Source organism: Streptomyces sp. NPDC048462, assembly GCF_043200175.1.
GTDB lineage: Bacteria > Actinomycetota > Actinomycetes > Streptomycetales > Streptomycetaceae > Streptomyces.
Window position 1 is genome coordinate 1 of the sequence record NZ_JBICXG010000051.1, and the last position, 21,817, is coordinate 21,817.

Sequence of the window (21,817 nt, forward strand, 5' to 3'; positions counted from 1 at the left end):
GAGACGACACTCGGGCCCTCAACCTGCCCACTCTCGGCCCACGACACGAAAACGGTCCACCGACACCGTCGGCGGACCGTCACGAAACTTCGAGGTTAAGCCTGTGCGTGCAGGTCCGCGGCTGTCCGGTCCGCGCACCTGAGACCACCAACGTCGAAGGCCCCCGCAGCGAGCTGCGGGGGCCTTCGACGTATTGCCCGGTGAGAGCAATGGCGGAGGATACGAGATTCGAACTCGTGAGGGGTTGCCCCAATGCGCTTTCCAAATGGTCCCGGGGTTCGGCAGAGGCCGCGCCTGTCCTGACCTGCGGTGGAGTGTGCGAACCAGCCCCGTCCGAACAGTCTCGGACGGAGGTGAATGAGACCAGGACTGAGACCACAGAAGCGGACCACTGTGAGGATGCCGGCCCGCCCCTTGTAAGCAGTTGCTCACCGACGCGATGGCGATCACGAAGGTTACGCAGCACGGGATCGGCGCCGGCATCAAGCCTTGCCTTCGATCTCCCGCAATTCCGATAGCTCCTCGCGCCCCCGCTTGATAACGGCCAGCGTGGCTTGCGTATCCGTGCCCGGAGGGAGCGGGGTGTCGGCGATCAGGTCTCGGAGGGAGTAGGAGGCGTCGAGCCAGCTCAGCAGGGCGTGCCAGTGTTCCGCTTGGTCCCAGCTGAGACTCGGATCCCAGGGGTCGTAGTCGTACGGAGTGTGGTCCATGCCGAGCAGTCCCGCGCGGCGCACCAGGCAGGGGTGGCAATGACCGCAGTTGGCGAGGTCGGAGCCATGCGGGCGGTGCTTGGGAGGGGTGCCGCAGCTCAGGGTGGCGGCGAGGTCGGCGGGGGTGAGGTCGGCGTCGAGCGCGGAGTGGCAGACCTGGCGCTTAGTGAGGTGGGCGAGCGTGGCAGAACCGGTCACGCGATGGGCATGATCGAGCGGCTGAAGCAGGAAGGGCTTCACGACCGTGTCCAGGTCGTGGAGGAGGACTTCCTCGCCTCCGAACCCGTCACCGCCCCCTGTGATGCCGTCTGGACGAGCTGCTCGTGGCATTACAGTGCCAACCACCACCGGCCGTTGGGCGAGTTCGTCGACCGCATGCAGCGCCTGGTCCGGCCCGACGGTCTGTTCGGCGCGGAGTTCATGATGCCCCTCACGCAACGCCACCACGTGCTGGAGCACTACACATCCCCCGAGAAGCTGCGGCGTTACTTCATCGGGGACTGGGACGTCCTGCTCACCCTGCGGACCAACGAGTTCACCGAGCAGGCGCACGTCGGACAGTTGCAGGGCCACAACCACCGCATGGGGCTTCTCCTCGCCGCCCGTGCGTCCGCCCCCTCCTAGAACTACGGGAAGAAGGACCTATGAAGCACGAGTACGAGGCCAAGTTCCTCGCCATCGATGTCGACGGCCTCCAGGCCAAACTGACGGCGCTCGGAGCAGTCCAGGCATTCCCGCGCACCCTCCTCACCCGGAAGATCTTCGAGAACGACGCCCTCGAAGGCGGCGCCTGGGTCCGCCTGAGGGACGAAGCCACCCGCTCCACGCTCACGCTGAAGCAGGTCACCGACGCCACGACGATCGATGGCACCACCGAGATCGAGACCGAGGTGTCCGACCTGCACGCCATGGCCGAGATCCTCCGCAACGTCGGCCTGCGCGAAGTCCGCTACCAGGAGAACTTCCGCGAGGAGTGGCGCCTGGGCGAAGTCGCCTTCGACTTCGACACCTGGCCGGACCTCCCCACCTTCGTCGAGATCGAAGGACCCGACGAGGCATCGGTCCGCCAGGCAACCGCCCTGCTCGACCTCGACTACACCGAGGCACGATTCGGCAGCGTCGACGAGATCTACAAGAGCGAGGCCGGCAGGGACATCCTGGCCGAGCCCACGCTCCTCTTCGCCGACGCCGACAAGCAGGCTTCGGCCAGGGCAGCTGTCCCGAGCGAGTGATCTTGGGGACGAGCTGTGTCTATAGAACTGGCCTTTACGCCTCGGGCCATATCCGGGATTTCCGATTTTCCCGAGGCGCAGGGGCAGGGGCAGGGCGACGGAATCACCTTCGCCCAGCAGGAGATCGACAGAATCTGCCGCGCGGACGAGGAGGGCTGGTTCGTGAGCGACACACGGCCTATCCGGGACCTGGGCGGGTCGACCGGCTCATTGAGCCTGCCACGCATGCTGGCGCAATGGTCTGGCAGTTCCACGCTGATCTTGCCCGTCGAGCGGGTTGCCGCCTCTGCGGCTCTGGGCTGCGCGCCGTGGGAGCTGGGGCCGTGCGCCGAGTGTGGCCAGCTGGTGTGCCGGTAGCTGCCGGCAGGACGTTGGTGAGAACTGCAACCACCAACGTCGAAGGGCCCCGCAGCAAGCTGCGGGGCCCTTCGACGTATTGCCCGGTGAGAGCAATGGCGGAGGATACGAGATTCGAACTCGTGAGGGGTTGCCCCCAACACGCTTTCCAAATGTTCGCCCGGGGGTTTCGGGGTGTGCAGGAGTGTTCTGACCTGCGGTGCAGCGGGTGTGGGTGAGCGTTCTGAACGGTGTCGTACATCGGCGAACACGACCAGAAATGCAACCAGCCCAAGGCTGCGTTCGCAGGCAACGTCCCGGCGCTTTCGGTGTCCGGACCACCAGATCGGAAGAGGTGCGAGGCGAGAGTCGGGTATCCGCGAGATCCTCGCGGACCGGCCTCAGCAGCGGCCGGGGCGCGCGTACAACGTGATCACTGAACCGTCGACTGTTCGCTTGCCGCACGCCTCGAAGTGGTCAGCGAGTGTGTCCCGCTTCGCCCGGGCCATGGCACTGTCCTCCACCGTCACACCGGATGGCGAGTCGACCGCCACGATCCGGTGGCGTACGAGCATGCGAGCGCGCAGTTCGGCGGGGGCCACCTCGGTGCCGTACAGACTGTGCGAAGCGAGCGGGCCGCGTGCCCTTGCCAGATCCATCCCCGGAGCGGGTCTGTGCTCGGCAAGTTCCCAGGCCCTTCGCTTCACGGACAGGTACACCACTCCGTCGTCGGGTCGGACGGTCTCGCGCAGAACGGCGCCGAGTGCGGTCATGTCGTCCGAGCGGCTGGCGGGAGTGCGCAGGTCCAGGGCGGTTGGCACCAGTGCCGCGCACGCGATGACGGCTGCGACGACCACGCCCGCGCGGACCCCGCGTCCGCGCCGCAGCACCTGGTCGAACGCTGCACCGAGGAGCAGCGCGAGGCCCGCGACGCCGTAGAGCACGTACCTGTCCAGGTACAGCGGCTTGGCCAGGGCCAGGAGCATCAGGAGTCCGGTTGGCACGAGGAACAGACCGAGACCGAGGACAACCAGCCGGCGCTCGTCCGCGGTGGGTGCCCGCCGGCCCGCCACGGCGATCCATACCGCCGCCAGGGCCACGCCGGTCATGAGTGAGAAGTGGGCGTACTCGTCAGGTTTCGTGGCGTCCAGCCAACCCACCTGGGTGGACTGCCGCATACTCACCAGCACAAGCGGGGCGAGCCCCACAATGGCGTACACTGCCGCCGCCACGAAGGTCCGGCGCATCGCGCGCGGCACCATCAGGGCATGCGCGGCCAATGCGAGCACCGCGAACTCGTGCACCAAGCAAGCCGTGAGCAGCAGTGCCGTGTACGCCGCCCAGACGCCCCGCCGATCCTGCTCGACCGCTCGCACCAAGGCGTAGGTCGCCCAGACGACAAGGGCGCACACCAGCGCGTACGAGCGTCCCTCCTGCGCGTACCGCTGCACCCCGGGCAGAACGACGAACACGGTGCCCGCGCACAGCCCGGCACGCGGTCCTGCCAGGTGAAGGCCGATCATCGCGACACCGCCCGCTGCCGCCGCTGCGGCGAGTACCGAGGGCAGCCGCAGCACGACGACGTCCGTACCGAAGACGTCGAACAAGCCGTGCATCAGCAGGTAGTAGAGACCGTGCACCGCGTCGATGTGCCCTAACGTCTGCCACAGATCAGGTAGGTCGCGACTCGCCAGCCCGATTGTCACGGCCTCGTCATGCCAGACGGCACCATCGCGCCGCAGACCCCAGAGACCCAGCATGAGAGCGAACAGCGTCGGCACGCCCACGACGCATCGCCGGCCGAGGGCTGCTGGTGCACGGGGGGCGGGCGTGGTGCGAGGCCGTGCGAGGAGCGGGTGGGGTGGGACGGTGGCGATGGCTGACTCCGGCATGGCTCGACGAGTAGGACAGGTCGAGTCCAGCCGCCGAGAAATTGATGCGCAGTCCCCGTTACGGGGCCCAATCAATTCCCGGCAGGACGCCGAACAGCAGTAACGCCGGCCGATAGGGTCGTGGAGCTGACGGGGCGCGGTCGGTGGTTGTTGGGCGCGCATCGCACGACGGGGGGAGCCACCCATGGGGCGCCGGGAGAAGCCGCTCGACCCGGCTGCGGGTGCCGCTCCACGCCTCGCATACGAGCTACGGAAGTTGCGTGGGGAAGCGGGCGGACCCACATATAGGGCGATGGCCGAGCGCGTCGGATTCTCGGCCCCGACCCTGTCCGCCGCCGCTTCCGGTGAGCGGATTCCGACTTTGCCCGTCCTACTCGCATATGTACGGGCCTGCGGTGGCGACGAGACGGACTGGGGACGGCGTTGGCGCGAGGCCACCGCGGCCGCTGCCGAAGAAGCCGAGGCCGTGGAGGAGGCGGCGTCCTCTCCCTACAAAGGTCTGGCCCGGTTTGAGCCCGACGACCGGGATACGTATTTCGGGCGCGGCGAACTTGTAGCGGAACTCGCTGTCTCCGTCGCCCGCCACCGCATCGTCGCTCTGGTGGGCGGCTCTGGAAGCGGCAAGTCGTCCCTGCTGCGCGCGGGGCTCGTCCCAGCTCTGCGCAACCACGAGGATCCGCGGCGCAGACCCGCCGTCGTCCGTGTCATCACCCCGTCAGATCGCCCGGATCCCTCCCTGCTCGCACCGGACGCCGGCCAAAAGGGCGACACGATCGTCCTGATCGACCAGTTCGAGGAGTTGTTCACGCTCTGCCACGACAACTTCGCCCGCGTCCGGTTCGTCGACGCGCTGCTCGCAGCCCGCGCTCCCGAGAGCCGCCTGCGCGTTGTCATCTCCGTACGCGCCGACTTCTACGGTCGCTGCGCCGAGCACGGTCCGCTTGCCGACGCCTTACGCTCTGCCACGCTCCTCGTCGGCCCGATGACGTCCGCCCAGCTCAGGGAGGCCATCATTGGGCCGGCACAGCGCGACCGCCTCGTCGTGGAGAGGGCGTTGACCGCCCGTATCGTTGCCGACGTCGAAAGGCAGCCGGGCGGTCTGCCCCTGATGGCACACGCCCTCCTCGAAGTCTGGCGCCGACGCCGAGGCAAGACGCTCACCGAGCAGGCGTACGACGCTATCGGCGGGGTGCGCGGCGCCATCGCCCACACGGCCGAGGCGGTCTACGCCCGGTTCACCGACGAGCAGGCTGCGGTCGCCCGCCGACTGCTGCTGCGTTTGGTCTCCCCGGGTGACGGCACACAGGACACCCGCCGGCCCGTGGAACGTTCCGAACTTCCGGTCGCGTTAACCGAGTCGGCCGTCTTGGAAGAGCTCGTGCGCGCCCGACTGCTCACCATCGACGGCACCACGGTCGACCTCGCCCACGAAGCTCTACTCACTGCCTGGCCACGGCTGCGCGGCTGGATCCAGGCCGACCGAGAACGGCTGCGCCTGCATCGGGCGCTGACGGAGGCAGCCCGTACGTGGGAGGCACTGGATCGGGACCCCGGGGCGCTGTTCCGGGGCGTACGACTGTCGGCGGCCCGCGAGGCGTTCGGAGATCCGGACAAGGGCGAGCACGCGAGAACTACCGGTGAGTTGACGGCCCTGGAAGGCGCCTTTCACCTTGCGAGCCTGGCCGCCCATGAGCAGGCGCTTCGGACACGCATGCGTGGTGCCCGCCGACGCCGCGCCCTGATCTCAGCCCTGGCCCTGCTGATCTGCCTGGCAGCGGTCGCCGGCACGGCGGCCTGGCAGCAGAGCCGCATCAGCGACCGCCGCCGCGACGAGGCCGAGGCCCGCCGCATCGTCGGCGTCGCGACAGCCCTGCGCGCATCGGACCCGCGCCTGGCCATGCAATTGAGTCTGGCGTCTTGGCGTATCGCGGACCTGCCGGAAACCCGCGAGGCGGTGAGAGGCGCCGCCGCCCAGCGCGAGCAGTCATCGTTCACACCGCGCGACGGCACGGGCGACATGCAATCGCAGGGCCGGCTCAGCTCGGACGGCCGGATCCTGACAAAGGTCGGCAGGGACCGGGTGTACCAGTGGGATGCGCGCAGCGGCCGCTCGCTCGGCGCGGTCAAGATCCCAGGCGACGCCTTCGCATCAGTCCTCGCAGTCAGCGGCGATGCCGGGCGGGTCGCGTACCTGGGCAGCCGGGGCACAGTCGTTGTGCGGAACCTGCGCGACGGGCAGCGGACGCAGCGACTCGATGATCTTCAGGGGGGCCATCCAGAAGCCGAGTTCAGCCCTGATGGGCACCTCCTCGTCACCAAGGACAAGGAGGAGAACAGAGCCAGAGTGCAGGTGTGGGACGTGGAGAGGGGCCGAGTCGTGTTCACGGTGGGGGCACGCCAGGGTGATGGCCCGATCGCCCAGGTGAGCCCGGATGGGAAGCTCTTGGCCGCCTGCGCATACGGGGGCACCCGGCTGTCTGTCTGGGACATCAAGGCGAAGCGCCGACTGCCCGCGCCCTGGACCGGCGAGGCGGATCGCGAACTGTGCGACAACGGCGCCCGCCTCATGTTCTTGCCCGACAGCCGCGCCATCGCCGTCGCTGTGGAAGGCGGAGTCCGTACCTGGGATCTATGGAACGGTCGGGAGCTCCCTGTGATCAAGACAGGCGGCCAGGACAGGCCGGAGGTGTCGTTCAGCAGCGACGGTGTCTACGCCGTCACCCTCCATGGCGGCATCACCCTGTGGCGCTCCGCGAGCCCGGACCGCGCACTGACGACCTACATACCGGAAGCGTCCGACGCCATCGAGCCACGGATCAATCCGGCAGACGGAGTGCTGCGCTTCGTCGTCGGCGGAACGAACACCGTGAAGACGCTCGACGTCCGCGCCGTACTGGAGACTCCCGGATCGGATCGGCCAGAGCAGCCCTACCAACAGGCCGAGTTCAGCCCGGACGGACACACGGCCGTGACGACACAGCGGCACGGCCAAGATTGGGAGTTCCGGCTGCATGAGCGAGGAGGCCGGACGGTCACTCTGCCGGGCCGGGCTTGCGGGGACTGCGTACCGCACGTCGCCTTCTCGGTGGACGGCCGTGCCGTCGCATACGGAGGCTCCGAAGTACGCCTGTGGAGCGTGGACCATCGACGCGAGACCGCGCGGATCAAGGTGCCGAGACTGGTCGAGACCATCGCTGTGGGCGCGGATGGCATGTCCCTGTTGTTCGCCACCTCCCGGCCAGTCGGCGGGCAGAACGACGCCCCGAGCGTCGTCGAGGTGTGGCGGGCCTCTGTGCAGGCCAGGCACCGTCTCCTGCGCAAGCAGACGGAGACGTTCTCCGCGTTCCTGACACCGGATGCGACCGCTCTGCTCACGTCGAACGGCGATCTATACGATCTGGACACCGGCCGCAAATTCACCGCCCTGTACGGCGAGGACACGCTGCAGTCTGCGTGGTTCAGCCAGCACCGGAACCACCTGGCGGTCAGCACCGTTGAGGGCCGGGTCACGTTCTGGGACCACCTCGGCCAACACCGGATCGCGATCCTCGCGCCATCGAGCCACGACGGGCGACACGACGCGCCGGCCGTCGCCTTCTCGGCTGACGGCGCGTTCGTTGCGGTCGGAGCCCAAGACGATTCCGTACGCGTCTGGGAAACCTCCTCGCCCGGCACCCCGGGCACGCTCATCCAGATCGGCGAGGGCAGAATCCTCGGGCTCGGATTCACTGAAGACAGCGAGACCCTGCGGATCGCGACCTCGAACGGCGTACACCGTGAGATCGGCGTGCTCGACCCGCAACGGGCCGCGCGGCGGGTGTGCGAACGGGTCGGAGCCGGACTTGGTACGGAACAGTGGGATGCCTATCTCCCGAAGATCCCCTACCGGGAGACGTGCTAGGCCCCGCAGGGCTCAAACATGCCTCATCTGCGACCGGGCACTGCGGTGGCTTTCTCTGCCTCCCGCGCACCGACGTCGCGCAGCGGGTCGGAGGACTCATCTGGGAGGTGGCCAAGGAGCCCGACGAGAGCGGTGCGGGGGCTCCGCAGAGTCTCGATGAGACTGCAGATGAGACTACGGGCCTAGATATACGTCGAAGGCCCCCACTGCAAGCAGTGGGGGCCTTCGACGTATTGCCCGGTGAGAGCAATGGCGGAGGATACGAGATTCGAACTCGTGAGGGGTTGCCCCCAACACGCTTTCCAAGCGTGCGCCCTAGGCCACTAGGCGAATCCTCCGGGGCAAACAATACAAGACGTTGAGGAGTGCTCGCGAACCCGTTCCCCTTCGAGGTGCCGGCGGCGGTCCCGGTGGGGTCGTGAGGGGTGGGGAGGTGGACTTGCGGGGGCGGGGATCGGCTAAGGTGGGCGTCAGCCCCTCACGTGGCGCTATCTGACTGAACTCCCCCAGGGCCGGAAGGCAGCAAGGGTAGGTTGGCTCTGGCGGGTGCGTGGGGGGTCCTTACGTTTCCGGGGTCTTCCGGTACGTGCGCGGGGCCCGGGTTCTCGTGGTGGTCGCGCCCTCGGAGCCGGTGGTGCGCCCGGCCCGGGACCGGTTGTCGGTCCGCCCCTATAGCCTCGTATGTGTGTCGTCCCTTGCGCTGTACCGCCGCTACCGCCCCGAGTCGTTCGCCGAGGTCATCGGTCAGGAGCATGTCACTGACCCCTTGCAGCAGGCCCTGCGGAACAACCGGGTCAATCACGCGTACCTGTTCAGCGGTCCGCGCGGCTGTGGCAAGACGACCAGTGCGCGCATCCTCGCCCGCTGTCTGAACTGTGAGCAGGGGCCCACGCCCACGCCCTGCGGGGAGTGCCAGTCCTGCCAGGACCTCGCGCGCAACGGGCCGGGATCGATCGATGTGATCGAGATCGACGCCGCTTCGCACGGTGGTGTGGACGATGCCCGTGATCTGCGGGAGAAGGCGTTCTTCGGGCCCGCGTCGAGTCGTTACAAGATCTACATCATCGACGAGGCGCACATGGTCACGTCGGCGGGGTTCAACGCCCTGCTGAAGGTGGTCGAGGAGCCGCCGGAGCACCTCAAGTTCATCTTCGCGACCACGGAACCCGAGAAGGTCATCGGGACCATCCGGTCGCGTACCCATCACTATCCGTTCCGGCTGGTGCCGCCGGGGACGCTGCGCGACTACCTCGCGGAGGTGTGCGCCAAGGAGGAGAGCTTCGTCGAGGACGGGGTGTTCCCGCTGGTGGTGCGCGCCGGTGCCGGCTCCGTGCGGGACTCGATGTCGGTCATGGACCAGCTGCTGGCCGGTGCGGCCGATGACGGTGTGACGTATGCCATGGCGACGTCGCTGCTCGGTTATACGGACGGCTCGCTGCTCGACTCCGTCGTGGACGCCTTCGCCTCGGGGGACGGGGCCGCGGCGTTCGAGGTCGTGGACCGGGTGGTCGAGGGCGGCAACGACCCCCGGCGCTTCGTCGCCGACCTGCTGGAGCGGCTGCGCGACCTGGTGATCCTGGCCGCGGTGCCGGATGCCGGGGAGAAGGGGCTCATCGACGCCCCCGCCGATGTCGTCGAGCGGATGCAGGCGCAGGCGTCCGTCTTCGGGGCGGCCGAGCTGAGCCGCGCCGCCGACCTGGTCAACGAGGGGCTCACCGAGATGCGCGGGGCGACCTCGCCCCGGCTCCAGGTCGAGCTGATCTGCGCCCGGGTCCTGCTGCCCGCGGCCTTCGACGACGAGCGCTCACTGCAGGCGCGGCTGGACCGGCTGGAGCGCGGCGCGTCCTTCGCCACCACAGGACCGGGGCCCGCCATGGGGTACGCCCCCGGGCCCGAGGCCCTGGCCCACGCCCCCGTCGCCCCGCATCCCGCACAGGCCCCGCATCCCGCACAGGCCCCGCAGCCCCCCGCCTCGTACTCCGCCCCCACGCAGCCGGACGCCGGATCGGGGCCCGCCGCCGCGCGTGCCGCCGCCCGCGGGGACGCCCCGCCGCCGGCGCAGCCCTCCGCCCCGGCACAGCCCTCCGCCCCGGTGCACGTGGCCCCGCCCGCCGAGCCCGTCCAGCCGCCGCCCGCCGCGGCAGCCGGTCAGCGGCCCGGAGCCTGGCCCGCCGCGGCCGCGCCCGAGCAGGGGCGCCGGCCCGGAGGCTGGCCGACCGCCTCCACCCCCGGCCAGGCACCGGCCCCGCAGGCCGCCGCCCCCGCACCGGCCGCGCCGGCGGCACCCGCTCCCGGGCCCGCCGCCCCCGAACCGGCCCCGGGCACGGCGCAGGGCGCCGGACAGGTGCGCAACATGTGGCCCGACATCCTGGAGGCCGTCAAGAACCGCCGCAGGTTCACCTGGATCCTGCTCAGCCAGAACGCCCAGGTGACCGGCTTCGACGGCGCCACCCTCCAGATCGGCTTCCTCAATTCGGGCGCCCGCGACAACTTCACGAGCAGCGGCAGCGAGGACGTGCTGAAGCAGGCACTGGCCGAGCGGTTCAACGCCCAGTGGAAGATCGAGGCGATCGTCGACCCGTCGGGCGGCGCCGGACAGCCCCCGCAGCCCCTCGGCGGCCGCCCCGCCGCCCCGCCCGCACCGCAGCGGCCGGCGCCGGCCGCGCCGCAGCAGCAGTACGAGCCCCGGCCGGCCCAGGAGCGGCAGCAGGGCGGCGGCGAACCCGCCGGGGAGCCCGCACCCCCGCAGTACACCGCTCCCGCACCGCCCCGTTCGGTCGCGCCCGAGGACGACACCCCCGAGGCCGACGACCCGGACATGGTCGACTCCGCCCTCTCCGGCCACGAGCTGATCGTCCGCGAGCTGGGTGCCACGGTCGTTGAGGAGTTCAACAACGAGTAGGGCGCCCCGGTGTCCACGGACCGGCGCCCGTCAAGGGCGCACTGCCCCGGCGGCTAGGCTCCACCCCGTGAAGGTTCTCGTCATCGGCGGCGGCGCCCGCGAACACGCCCTGTGCCGCTCTCTTTCCCTCGACCCCGACGTCACCGCTCTGTACTGCGCCCCCGGCAACGCCGGCATCGCAGAGGTGGCCGAACTCCACCCGGTCGACGCACTCGACGGCGCCGCCGTCGCGCGCCTCGCCACCGAACTGGGTGCCGAGCTGGTGGTCGTCGGCCCGGAGGCACCGCTTGTCGCCGGGGTCGCGGACGCCGTGCGCGCCGCGGGCGTCCCCTGCTTCGGCCCGTCCGGCGAGGCGGCGCGGCTGGAGGGCTCCAAGGCGTTCGCCAAGGACGTGATGGCCGGGGCGGGCGTCCCGACCGCCCGGAGCTACGTCTGCACCACGGCCGCCGAGATCGAAACGGCCCTCGACGCGTTCGGTGCTCCGTACGTCGTCAAGGACGACGGTCTCGCCGCAGGCAAGGGCGTCGTCGTCACCGATGACGTCGACGCCGCCCGCGCCCACGCGCTGGCCTGCGACCGCGTGGTCATCGAGGAGTTCCTCGACGGCCCCGAGGTGAGCCTCTTCGCGATCACCGACGGCACCACCGTGCTGCCCCTGCAGCCCGCCCAGGACTTCAAGCGCGCCCTCGACAACGACGAGGGCCCGAACACCGGTGGCATGGGCGCGTACTCCCCGCTGCCGTGGGCCGACCCCAAGCTGGTCGACGAGGTCATGCAGACCGTCCTCCAGCCCACCGTCGACGAGCTCCGCCGCCGCGGTACGCCCTTCTCCGGGCTGCTGTACGCGGGTCTCGCGATCACCTCGCGCGGCGTACGGGTCATCGAGTTCAACGCGCGCTTCGGCGACCCGGAGACCCAGGTGGTCCTGGCCCGTCTGAAGACTCCGCTGGCCGGTGTCCTGCTGGGTTCCGCCAACGGCACCCTGGACGAGCTGCCGCCGCTGAAGTGGCGCGACGACGCCGCGGTCACCGTGGTCATCGCCTCGCACAACTACCCGGACACCCCGCGAACGGGTGACCCGATCGAGGGCCTCGACGAGGTCGCGGCACAGGATGCCCCGCATGCGTACGTCCTGCACGCCGGGACCCGGCGGGACGGCGACGCGGTCGTCAGCGCGGGCGGCCGGGTGCTCTCCGTGACCGCGACCGCCAAGGACCTCGCGGGCGCCCGCGAGCGCGCCTACGCGGCGGCGGCCCGGATCCGGCTGGACGGCTCCCAGCTCCGTACGGACATCGCGAAGAAGGCCGCCGAGGCCTGATCCGCCCGCCGTGAGGGGGGCCGCCAGGGCGGGGGCGAAGGCCCGCACCCTGGCGTTCCGCCCGAGGTCCGGGCTCCGCCGACGCGCCGTTGCCCCATGGGCGGCGGCGCGTCAGCAGCTTTGCCCAAAGCCATTCCATCGAGTGACGGCTGAGCCATCCGGATGACGCCCGCCGAAGCCCCAACTAGGGTGCGGCGCAAGCTTTCCGGCACTTGGCCCACCGGCATTGCGATGTCAGTGACGGGTGCCACAGTGGGGGAGTGAGCAACACCGTCGCGAGGGCAGAGGGGGTGACATCCAGCCGTGTCCGTTACCGGTGCAGGTGAGGAGTTGGGTGCGCAGGCTGCGCGCGCCCGCGCGCTGGCCCTGCTGCGCATCCGCAGCAGGGCAACGGCAGTGGCGCTGCTGCCCGCGGCCGTTGCCGTCGTGCTGTTCGCCGCGGGTGCGCGCGGATTCGTCGACGGCGGTGGCTGGGAGGCGGTGAGCTGGGCCGTGACGGCCTGCGCCGTCGTCGCCCTGCTGATCGCGGCGGCCGTCGCCGTCGCGGTCGTACGGGCCAAGCCGGCGGTCAGTCCGACCGTTCCGCTCAGCGAGAAGGCGGCCCCGGATCTCTACCGGCTGGTCCGTGATCTCGCCGAGCGCCTCGGCGTGCCCGCGCCCTCGGCCATAGCGCTGACGCCCGACTGCGACAGCTGGCTGGAGGACCGCACCCACCCGGCCGCCGACCGGGCGGCCAGGGAAGCCGCCCGCCGCGATCCGGGCGGGCCGGGGGCCGGTTCGGGACGCCGCAGGGTGCAGGCCGCGCCCGTGCTGGTGATCGGCTCGCCGTTCCTCTGGTGGATGCGGGTCGCGGAGCTGCGCGCCGTGCTCGCCCCGGTCGTCGCCGGCACCGGCCCCGCCGCCCACCCCGACATAGCCGCCGCCCGGCGCTTCGTCCGGGGACTCGACGGAGTCGTCGCCGACGCGGCAGTCCCAGCCCAGGGGCCGGTGCGCAAGGTGCTGCGGCTGCCCCGCGCCTTCATCGGCCGGATCGCCAGGCTGCTGCTGCGCAGCTGTCACAGTCATGCAGCGGAGATGGAGCGCGGCGTGGCCGCTGCGGCGTCCACCCGCGCCCAGGCGGTGGACTACGGGCTGCGGATCGTCGCCCAGGAGCAGGTGGGGCTCGCCTACGCGGGCTGGGACCGGCTGCTCACCCGGGTCGCGCTGCCCGCCTGGCGGATGGGGCGCTGGCCGTCCCGGCTGGACGCCGGAGTCGTCTCCGCCCTCACCGAGCTGTCCCGCCGCGACCGGCTGGCCGACGGTTTCACCTCCCGGCTGGGGGAGCGTCCCGCCTGCGACCTCCTGGAGGAGCCGGGAGCGGCCGACGAGGCGGCCTCCCTGCTGGCCGCACGGCTGTTCCACGGTGGTCCTGCGGAGCCGGGGCCCGGCTGGGCACCGGTGGACTGGCAGCAGTACCCGGAAGAAGTCGTCGACCGCAAGTGGCGCACCGAGGCGGCCCGTCTGCACCGCGTCCTGGACGACATGGGCGTACCGCCCGCGGCCTCCGCCGGCGCATCCGATGCCGCCGGTGCCGCGGTGCCGACCCTGGCCCGCGTCGTCGAGCACCTGTCCGCGGGCAACGACAGCGGCGAGGAGCTCGCGGCGGGGATCAGTGCCGCGGTGGCCCGCGACGAGAGCCGAGCCCAGGAACAGGCGCGGAGCCGCGCCGACGACCGGGCGCACGCCGAGGGCCAGAACGCCCAGCCGCCGCCCGGCGGGGCCGGCACTTCCGGCGGAGCCAACGGTTCCGGCAACACCGGCGGCTCCCACGGCTCCCACAGCTCCGGCGGCTCAGGTGGGGACGTGCTGGACTTCTGGGGGCCCGACCCCCTCCCGCTGTTCCCGCTCCAGCCGCCCCGTACGGGCACCGAGCTGCTCGCGGACCACGTCGCGGCGATGGTCTGCTGCGCCGCCGTCGACACGGCGGGCGCGGCCCCCGGCCTCGACTGGCTCGACGGGCCCACGTTGCTGGTCGACGGGGAGCGCCGGTCCGATCTCGGCACCCCGGTGCTCAGCCTCGTCGAGGACGGCGACGCGGGCCCGCTGCGTTCCTGGCTCTCCTCGGTCGGTGTGCGCACCGACAAACCCGTGCGCCTCGTCTGAAACAGGTCCGAACCCAGGTGTGGCCGAAAGGACCCGGGAGGTTCCATGGCGTCCGGGGGTTCTCCGGCTCGATTCCGGGAGTCCCTCGTGCACAACTCGGCTGTTATCGGGGCGTATCGCTGGTCTGCGGCGCTCAATACCCGGAAGATCAGGTTCCGTTAACGTTAATTCGCGACGAACGGTGACGGAGTGGATGCGTTATGTGATGTGCTGGGGACCGGCGCTGACAGTCGGCGCACCACATGTTGTTCCGGGGGCCGAGAGAGGGAAGCGCGTTATGGGGGCGGAGCAGATTCGTCGTTGGGAATCAGGTGCCCTCGCGCACGCGGTCACCGACCCCTTCGGGCAGGGGCCGCTCCCCTGGCTGCGCGGCAGCGAGAACTACTTCGACGACACCGGCCAAGTGGTGCCCTGGTACGCCGATCCGACGCTGCCCCGCGGTTCGACCGGCGGCGGCACCCGTACCGCCGACGACGTGCACCGGCAGATCAAGGGCTTCAGCTCCACCGGCGCCGCGGCCCCCGGCGAGGCGATCGACTTCCACATCACCGTGGACCCGCCCCAGCAGTTCTCCGTGGACATCTACCGCATCGGCCACTACGGGGGCGACGGCGCGGCCAAGATCACCACGAGCCCGCGGCTCTCCGGCATCGTCCAGCCCGCGCCCCTCACCGCCGACCGCACGGTTTCCTGCCACCACTGGTGGCAGTCCTGGCGGCTCCAGATCCCCGCCTACTGGTCGATCGGCGCCTATGTCGCCGTGCTCACGACGGTCGACGGATACCGCTCCCACATCCCGTTCACGGTCCGCGACAACCAGCCGGCCGACCTGCTCCTGATCCTCCCGGACATCACCTGGCAGGCGTACAACCTGTACCCGGAGGACGGCCGCACCGGCGCCAGCCTCTACCACGCCTGGGACGAGCAGGGCCGGCTGCTGGGCGAGGAGGACGCGGCGGTCACCGTCTCCTTCGACCGCCCCTACGCGGGCGCGGGCCTCCCGCTGCACGTCGGTCACGCCTACGACTTCATCCGCTGGGCCGAGCGCTACGGCTACGACATCGCCTACGCCGACACCCGCGACCTGCACGCCGGCCGGATCGACCCGACCCGCTACCGGGGCCTGGTCTTCCCCGGCCACGACGAGTACTGGTCGGTGCCCATGCGGCGCACCACCGAACGGGCCCGCGACAACGGCACCTCCCTGGTCTTCCTCTCCGCGAACACCATGTACTGGCAGGTCAGCCTCACACCGTCGGCCTCCGGCGTCCCCGACCGGCTGCTCACCTGCCGCAAGCGGCGCGGCCCGGGGAAGCCCGCACTCTGGCGCGAGGTCGACCGTGCCGAGCAGCAGCTCCTCGGCATCCAGTACGCGGGCCGGGTCCCCGACCCCCACCCGCTGGTCGTGCGGAACGCGGAGCACTGGCTCTGGGACGCGACCGGTGCGGGCGAGGGCGACGAGATCGACGGTCTGGTCGCGGGCGAGGCCGACCGCTACTTCCCGCGCACCACGCTTCCCGAGCACGACAACCGCATCCTGCTGGCCCACTCCCCGTACCAGGACGGCGACGGGGTGACGCGTCACCAGGAGACGTCCCTCTACCGGGCCCCGTCCGGCGCGCTCGTCTTCGCCTCCGGCACCTTCGCCTGGTCCCCGGCCCTGGACCGCCCCGGACATGTGGATCCCCGCATCCAGCGGGCCACCGCCAACCTCCTCGACCGCATCTGCAAGCGCGCCTGAGGCCCGGAGCCGGCCGCGCCCGAGGCCCGGGGCAAGCCCCCTGGCCGCCCTCTGGCCGCCCCGTCAGCGCCCCCGCGCCACCGCCCGCACCCCTTCCGCACCCCTGCGCGGCCGTCCGCACCCGGATACGGGACAATCGGAACGACTCCTGGATCAACCTACGCGGAGGCAGCGTGTCCGGATTTGTAGAAAAGCCCGAGCCCGTGCAGGTTCCGGGGCTCACCCACCTGCACACGGGCAAGGTGCGCGACCTGTACCGGAACGAGGCCGGTGACCTCGTGATGGTCGCCAGCGACCGGATGTCCGCGTACGACTGGGTGCTGCCCACCGAGATCCCGGACAAGGGCCGCGTGCTGACGCAGCTCTCGCTGTGGTGGTTCGACCAGCTCGCCGATCTCGTACCGAACCACGTGCTGTCCACCGAGCTGCCCGCCGGCGCCCCCGCCGACTGGGCCGGCCGCACCACGATCTGCAGGTCGCTGCGGATGGTTCCGGTCGAGTGCGTCGCGCGCGGCTATCTGACCGGCTCCGGCCTGGTCGAGTACAACGCCTCGCGCACCGTCTGCGGTCTCGCTCTCCCCGAGGGCCTCACCGACGGCTCCGAGCTGCCGGGGCCGATCTTCACCCCGGCCACCAAGGCGGCCGTCGGCGACCACGACGAGAACGTGAGTTACGAGGAAGTGGCCCGTCAGGTCGGCGCCGAGACGGCGGCGCAGCTGCGCCGGACGACGCTGGACGTGTACGGCCGGGCCCGTGACATCGCGCGCGAGCGGGGCATCATCCTGGCGGACACGAAGTTCGAGTTCGGCTTCGCGCCCACCGCCGACGGCGGCGAGGAACTGATCATCGCGGACGAGGTGCTGACCCCGGACTCCTCGCGCTTCTGGCCGGCCGCCACGTGGGAGCCGGGCCACGCCCAGCCCTCGTACGACAAGCAGTTCGTGCGCGACTGGCTGACGTCCCCGGCGTCCGGCTGGGACCGCAGGAGCGAGCAGCCGCCGCCGGCGCTGCCGCAGGAGATCGTGGACGCGACCCGGGCCAAGTACCTGGAGGCGTACGAACTCCTCACCGGCACGTCCTGGAAGTAGCCGCACCGAGGAACACGAAGAAGCCCCCGGCCGAAAGGCCGGGGGCTTCTTGCTTAACGAGCGGACGACCAGGTTCGAACTGGCGACCTCAACCTTGGCAAGGTTGCGCTCTACCAACTGAGCTACGTCCGCAAGCGCCTAAGCGCGAGGACTACTATACCCAACCCCGCTCCCGTGCGAGACGCACCGCGGCGTGACGGTTCTCGGCCCCGAGCTTCGAGGCGGCCGACGAGAGGTAGTTCCGTACCGTTCCCTGCGACAGCGAGGCCCGCTCCGCGATCTCCGCGACCGGCGCCCCGTCCGCCGCCAGTTCCAGCACCTCGGCCTCGCGCACGGTCAGCGGCGAGTCCCCGGCCGCGATCGCGTCGGCCGCCAACTCCGGGTCCACGTAACGGTTGCCCGCGTGCACGGTGCGGATGATCCCGGCCAGCTGGCGGGCGCTGACAGTCTTCGGCACGAACGCCCGCACGCCCGCCGCGAGGGCCCGTTTCAGGTGTCCCGGCCGGCCGTGACTGGTCACGATCATGGTGCGGCAGCCCGGAAGTTCGGACCGCAGCGATGTGGCGACGCTCACACCGTCCGCGCCGGGCATCTCCAGGTCCAGGACCGCCACGTCGGGGCGGTGGGCACGGGCCATGGCGAGGGCCTCGGGCCCGGTCGCCGCCTCCGCGACCACCACCAGGTCGTCCTCCAGCGCGAGCAGCGCGGCGAGCGCGCCCCGGATCAGGTGCTCGTCGTCGGCGAGCAGCACCCGTACCGCGGTCATCGTCGCTCCTCCAGAAGGGCGGTACGGGATTCCGTACGCGGGATTCTCGCCGTCAGCCGGAAGGTCCCGTCGCCCGCCGGCCCCGCTTCCAGCGAGCCGTCGAGCAGGACGAGCCGTTCGCGCAGTCCGGGCAGCCCGGATCCGCTCCCACCGGAACAGGTCCCGTCGGAACCGCTGTCCCCGGTGGCGGTGGCCGTCGGCGCGCCGTCGTTCTCCACGTCCAGCACCACCTCGTGTGCCGACGCGGTGAGCCGGATCGTGCAGCGTCGGGGGTCGCCGTGCCGCAGCACGTTGGTGGCCGCCTCGCGCACCACCCAGCCGAGGGCGGCCTGGACGGGCGCGGGCAGTTCGGCCCCGCTGTCGCCCACCACCGCGCATTCGATGCCGGCCGCCCGCAACACGCCTTTCGCCCCGGCCAGTTCCGTACTCAGATCGGCCTCCCGGTAACCGCGTACGACATCGCGCACCTCCTGCTGGGAGCTGCGGGCGATCCGCTGCACCTCGACCATCTGGTCCACCGCCTCGGGCCTGCCGCGCTGGGCCAGTTCCATCGCCAGTTCGCTCTTGAGCGCGATCACGGCGAGGTTGCGGCCCAGCACGTCGTGCATGTCCCGCCCGAACCGCAGCCGCTCCTCGGCGACCGCGAGCCTGGCCTGCACGTCGCGGGCCTCCTCCGCCTGCCACATCACGCTCAGGCTCCAGGCACTGGGCCGGATGGAGATCAGCACCAGCAGACAGCCGAAGAGCGTGGCCGGCGCCACGCCGGCCAGCAGGCCGCCGCGCACCCCTGCCGCGGCGAGGGCGCCGACGGTCAGCGCGACGAGGCCGAGCGACTGGAAGAGGAACGTACGGACCGGGACCAGCAGCACCTGCGTCATCACCAGCGCCAGCGGTACGTTCATCGCCATCATCAGCAGCCCCGGCGGGTCGACCCCGTCCACGGCGGCCAGCGCCGCCAGCAGCCCCTGCCCGACCAGCAGCAGGGCCGCCGGTGCGATCATCCGCCGCCGGGGAAAGTCGGCCGTGCCGTTGTAGACGGCGTACGAAGGCCGCACATTGCGGTTGCTGAGCACGCACTGCGCCACGCAGACCAGGAGCAGCGCCAGTCCGAGCGCCAGCGGGAGCGGCGCGTGGCGGATGCCCGAGGCGAAGGGGACCAGCTGCCACGACAGGGTGAAGATCCAGGGGATGACCGACATGGTCAGCCGGGTGTACAGGTCGATCCGCTCCAGCTTGCTGCGTTCCTGCCAGCCGCGGCGCCAGCCACGTACGCGCGTCAGCACGCCACCACATCCCTCAGCGTCGCGGATCCCAGCGGAACCATCGCCTGACAGCAAACACCGCGAGCACGGTCCAGACCAACCCGGTCAGCGCGGCGCCCAGCAGGTCGGTGCCCTCGGTGGTGCCCAGCCAGCCGGCCCGTACGAGCGTCATCACGCCGGTCAGCGGCAGAAGCTCGCACACCGACGCGAGCCGGTCCGGAAGCACTTCCAGCGGTACGAAGAGCCCCGAGCCCGCCATGGAGGCGAAGAACAGCGGGAGGGTCGTCAGCTGGGCGGTCTGGACGGTGCGGGTGATCACCGCGGTGGCCGCCGCCAGTGCCGTCAGCAGCACCAGGCCCATCGCCAGCCCCAGCAGGAGCAGCTCGGGACGTTCCGGTGCGCCGAGTCCGAGGAAGGCGCTACCGGCCACGATGATCAACGCGGTCTGGGTCAGGGCCAGTGCGCCCGCGGGCAGCGCGGTTCCGGTCAGGATCTCCCCGTCGGTGACCTCGCCGGTACGCAGCCGCTTCAGCACCAGTTCCTCGCGCCGTGCCACATAGGCGGCGACCATGTTCATGTAGACGGCCTGGATCAGGACCGTGCCGATGCCGCCGGTGAGCGCCGCTCCGGCGACGGTCAGTCCGGTCCCGCCGAGATCGATCTGTTCGAACGTCGATTTCATGGCCATGACCATGGCGGCGGGCATCAGCAGGGCGATGAAGACGGCCGTCCGGTTGCGCAGGAGCAGCGTCAGTTCGGCCCGGCCGAGGGCTGTCAGCCGCCCTCGGACCGTGGTGGTGGCGGTCGGGGATCCGGTCGTCGTGGTGTTCGCACGCGTTGTCGCGGTCGTCATGCCGCAGCCACCTCTTCGGTCTCGGTCGCGTTCCTGGTGCCGTACGGGGTCGTGGACTCGTTCTCCGCCGCTGACCTCGCGATGTCGAGGAAGGCCTCTTCGAGCGAGGCGGACCGGGCGTCGAGCCCGGTCAGCCGGACGCCGGACTCCGTTGCCCAGCGCAGCAGTTCCGCCAGCGAGTCCTGGAGGCGGTGGGTACGGATCTCGATCCGAGGTCCGTCGGCCGCCGCGCGCAGGCTCAGCGGCAGCTGTCCGGGCGCGGTTCCGGCGGGGAGCTCGAACCGGATCCGGGACGGGCGCTCGGCCGTCACCTCGGCGGTGGTGCCCGAGGTCACGATCCGTCCCCGGTGCATGATCGCCAGCCGGTCGGCGAGCGCCTCGGCCTCCTCCAGGTAGTGCGTGGTGAGCAGCACGGTGATGCCGCCCTCCTGGAGCCGGCGCACCAGCGCCCAGGTGTCGCGCCGGCCCTCGGCGTCGAGCCCGGTGGTCGGTTCGTCGAGGAAGAGCACCTCGGGCCGGCCGAGCAGGGCGAGCGCGAGGTCCAGTCGTCGCCGCTCACCGCCGGAGAGCTGCTTGACGCGGACGCGCGCCCGGTGGCCGAGCCCCACCAGGTCCAGGGCTTCGCCGGTGGGCCGGGCCCCGCTGGTGCAGCCGGCCCACATCCGTACGGTCTCGGTGGTCGTCAGGTCGGAGGGGAAGCCGCCCTCCTGAAGCATCACTCCGATCCTCGGGCGGACGGCGGCGCGTTCCGCGAAGGGGTCGTGGCCGAGCACCCGCACCGTGCCGCCGTCGGGGCGTGCCAGGCCTTCCAGCAGTTCGACGGTGGAGGTCTTGCCGGCGCCGTTCGTGCCGAGCAGGGCGAACAGCTCGCCGCGTGCCACGGAGAAGGAGACGCCGGTCACGGCCTCGAAGCCGCCCGCATAACTGCGTCGGACATCGGCCGCCTCGATCACGCACTCATGGGGATTTTCGTCGAAGGTCATGAGTCAAGACTTCCTCCCGGACGGCGCCGGGAGCAGTGCGAGCTGTCATCGCAGTACATGACAAACGTCATGGGGGACCGGACGTCATGGGGGACCGTCATCGGGACCGGACGTGATGGGGGAGCGATCGCCGTGCGGGGGAGGCGGATATGACCGAGATCGAATACGAGGGAGCCTCACGGCACACGAAGAAGCCCCCGACCGAAAGGCCGGGGGCTTCTTGCTTAACGAGCGGACGACCAGGTTCGAACTGGCGACCTCAACCTTGGCAAGGTTGCGCTCTACCAACTGAGCTACGTCCGCATTGCAACCACTCGGCTTTCACCGGTGGAGCGAGCACTACTCTACCCGATCCACCGGAGTGGTTGAGGAAGAGTGATGCAGAGCGGGTGACAGGAATTGCACACTGCGCCTTCCCCCTGGAAGGGGGATGTTCTACTACTGAACTACACCCGCACGCTGCTTGAGGTCCGGCTTTTCGGCCTTGCCCTTCGGCGTGCTCCAGACTCTAGCCGACCTGCGGGGGTGTCGCGCAAGTCGGCTCCCGCGAGGTGTCGTCGAAGAGGCCGGTGCCGGACGGTGTGACACCCCCGTCCGGCACCCGCCGCCCGGAGCTTCGGCTCAACTGGCTTCCTGGAACCCCACGGAGACCATCTTGGGGAACCGGCCGCCGGCCGGCACCACCAACCCG

The 21,817-nt window shown here is 70.8% G+C and carries 15 protein-coding genes, 4 tRNA genes and 1 other RNA gene; 10 read left to right on the plus strand and 10 right to left on the minus strand.

Annotated features, from left to right (window positions below):
* Positions 1-482: 482 nt before the first annotated feature.
* The gene (locus ACGFU6_RS38490) at positions 483-908 is read right to left on the minus strand and encodes a hypothetical protein (protein WP_393617214.1); all 426 of its coding nucleotides are present in this window, start codon (positions 906-908) and stop codon (positions 483-485) included.
* Between the two features lie 9 nt (positions 909-917).
* Between ACGFU6_RS38490 and ACGFU6_RS38495 the strand changes: the two genes are divergently transcribed.
* From ACGFU6_RS38495 to ACGFU6_RS38505, 3 genes are read left to right on the plus strand one after another with little or no spacing between them, the layout of a single operon-like run.
* Complete coding sequence (locus ACGFU6_RS38495) at positions 918-1,334, plus strand: SAM-dependent methyltransferase (protein WP_393617215.1); 417 nt, start codon at positions 918-920, stop codon at positions 1,332-1,334.
* 20 nt (positions 1,335-1,354) lie between these two features.
* On the plus strand, positions 1,355-1,942 hold the full coding sequence (locus tag ACGFU6_RS38500) for a class IV adenylate cyclase (protein ID WP_393617216.1): 588 nt from the start codon (positions 1,355-1,357) through the stop codon (positions 1,940-1,942).
* A 15-nt stretch (positions 1,943-1,957) separates the two neighbouring features.
* Entirely contained in the window at positions 1,958-2,299 is a 342-nt protein-coding gene (locus ACGFU6_RS38505; protein ID WP_393617217.1) for a hypothetical protein, read from the plus strand.
* A gap of 380 nt (positions 2,300-2,679) precedes the next feature.
* Here the strand turns inward: ACGFU6_RS38505 and ACGFU6_RS38510 are convergent, their stop codons facing one another.
* Complete coding sequence (locus ACGFU6_RS38510; RefSeq protein ID WP_393617218.1) at positions 2,680-3,984, minus strand: hypothetical protein; 1,305 nt, start codon at positions 3,982-3,984, stop codon at positions 2,680-2,682.
* A 478-nt stretch (positions 3,985-4,462) separates the two neighbouring features.
* On the opposite strand from ACGFU6_RS38510, the gene ACGFU6_RS38515 reads away from it, so the two are divergent.
* The gene (locus tag ACGFU6_RS38515) at positions 4,463-8,071 is read left to right on the plus strand and encodes a hypothetical protein (RefSeq protein ID WP_393617219.1); all 3,609 of its coding nucleotides are present in this window, start codon (positions 4,463-4,465) and stop codon (positions 8,069-8,071) included.
* Between the two features lie 250 nt (positions 8,072-8,321).
* Here ACGFU6_RS38515 and ACGFU6_RS38520 read toward each other — a convergent pair.
* A tRNA-Ser gene (locus tag ACGFU6_RS38520) sits at positions 8,322-8,409 on the minus strand.
* Between the two features lie 131 nt (positions 8,410-8,540).
* Here ACGFU6_RS38520 and ffs point away from each other — a divergent pair.
* The 6 genes from ffs to ACGFU6_RS38550 all read left to right on the plus strand — a co-directional run bounded on the left by ffs (position 8,541) and on the right by ACGFU6_RS38550 (position 17,262).
* Positions 8,541-8,637: signal recognition particle sRNA small type (ffs, locus tag ACGFU6_RS38525), an RNA gene on the plus strand.
* A gap of 119 nt (positions 8,638-8,756) precedes the next feature.
* Positions 8,757-10,973, plus strand: coding sequence for a DNA polymerase III subunit gamma and tau (locus ACGFU6_RS38530; protein ID WP_393617220.1), 2,217 nt, complete (start codon positions 8,757-8,759; stop codon positions 10,971-10,973).
* Between the two features lie 67 nt (positions 10,974-11,040).
* Positions 11,041-12,291 carry a phosphoribosylamine--glycine ligase gene (gene purD, locus ACGFU6_RS38535; protein WP_393617221.1) on the plus strand — a complete coding sequence of 417 codons (1,251 nt, stop codon included), beginning with the start codon at positions 11,041-11,043 and terminating at the stop codon, positions 12,289-12,291.
* A 303-nt stretch (positions 12,292-12,594) separates the two neighbouring features.
* Complete coding sequence (locus ACGFU6_RS38540; protein WP_393617222.1) at positions 12,595-14,433, plus strand: hypothetical protein; 1,839 nt, start codon at positions 12,595-12,597, stop codon at positions 14,431-14,433.
* Between the two features lie 277 nt (positions 14,434-14,710).
* Positions 14,711-16,174 (plus strand): N,N-dimethylformamidase beta subunit family domain-containing protein, encoded by a 1,464-nt coding sequence (locus ACGFU6_RS38545; RefSeq protein WP_123524699.1) that lies wholly within the window; start codon positions 14,711-14,713, stop codon positions 16,172-16,174.
* Positions 16,175-16,347: 173 nt separating this feature from the next.
* Positions 16,348-17,262 (plus strand): phosphoribosylaminoimidazolesuccinocarboxamide synthase, encoded by a 915-nt coding sequence (locus ACGFU6_RS38550; protein ID WP_393617223.1) that lies wholly within the window; start codon positions 16,348-16,350, stop codon positions 17,260-17,262.
* A 59-nt stretch (positions 17,263-17,321) separates the two neighbouring features.
* Here ACGFU6_RS38550 and ACGFU6_RS38555 read toward each other — a convergent pair.
* From ACGFU6_RS38555 to ACGFU6_RS38585, 7 genes are all read right to left on the minus strand, one after another.
* Positions 17,322-17,394, minus strand: a tRNA-Gly gene (locus ACGFU6_RS38555).
* Between the two features lie 22 nt (positions 17,395-17,416).
* The gene (locus tag ACGFU6_RS38560; protein ID WP_123524697.1) at positions 17,417-18,028 is read right to left on the minus strand and encodes a response regulator transcription factor; all 612 of its coding nucleotides are present in this window, start codon (positions 18,026-18,028) and stop codon (positions 17,417-17,419) included.
* Complete coding sequence (locus ACGFU6_RS38565) at positions 18,025-19,311, minus strand: sensor histidine kinase (RefSeq protein WP_393617225.1); 1,287 nt, start codon at positions 19,309-19,311, stop codon at positions 18,025-18,027. The genes ACGFU6_RS38560 and ACGFU6_RS38565 overlap by 4 nt, the downstream gene beginning before the upstream one ends.
* A 13-nt stretch (positions 19,312-19,324) precedes the next feature.
* Complete coding sequence (locus tag ACGFU6_RS38570) at positions 19,325-20,143, minus strand: ABC transporter permease (protein ID WP_393617227.1); 819 nt, start codon at positions 20,141-20,143, stop codon at positions 19,325-19,327.
* The gene (locus ACGFU6_RS38575; RefSeq protein ID WP_393617229.1) at positions 20,140-21,126 is read right to left on the minus strand and encodes an ABC transporter ATP-binding protein; all 987 of its coding nucleotides are present in this window, start codon (positions 21,124-21,126) and stop codon (positions 20,140-20,142) included. The genes ACGFU6_RS38570 and ACGFU6_RS38575 overlap by 4 nt, the downstream gene beginning before the upstream one ends.
* Positions 21,127-21,356: 230 nt before the next feature.
* Positions 21,357-21,429 (minus strand) — tRNA-Gly (locus tag ACGFU6_RS38580).
* A gap of 81 nt (positions 21,430-21,510) precedes the next feature.
* Positions 21,511-21,582, minus strand: a tRNA-Gly gene (locus ACGFU6_RS38585).
* Between the last annotated feature and the right edge of the window lie 235 nt (positions 21,583-21,817).

Coding starts and splice junctions, on each gene's coding strand:
- ACGFU6_RS38495 (WP_393617215.1), top strand. CDS start 918: ATGATCGAGCGGCTGAAGCAGGAAGGGCTTCACGACCGTGTCCAGGTC.
- ACGFU6_RS38500 (WP_393617216.1), top strand. CDS start 1,355: ATGAAGCACGAGTACGAGGCCAAGTTCCTCGCCATCGATGTCGACGGC.
- ACGFU6_RS38515 (WP_393617219.1), top strand. CDS start 4,463: ATGGCCGAGCGCGTCGGATTCTCGGCCCCGACCCTGTCCGCCGCCGCT.
- ACGFU6_RS38545 (WP_123524699.1), top strand. CDS start 14,711: ATGGGGGCGGAGCAGATTCGTCGTTGGGAATCAGGTGCCCTCGCGCAC.
- ACGFU6_RS38560 (WP_123524697.1), bottom strand. CDS start 18,028: ATGACCGCGGTACGGGTGCTGCTCGCCGACGACGAGCACCTGATCCGG.
- ACGFU6_RS38570 (WP_393617227.1), bottom strand. CDS start 20,143: ATGACGACCGCGACAACGCGTGCGAACACCACGACGACCGGATCCCCG.
- ACGFU6_RS38575 (WP_393617229.1), bottom strand. CDS start 21,126: ATGACCTTCGACGAAAATCCCCATGAGTGCGTGATCGAGGCGGCCGAT.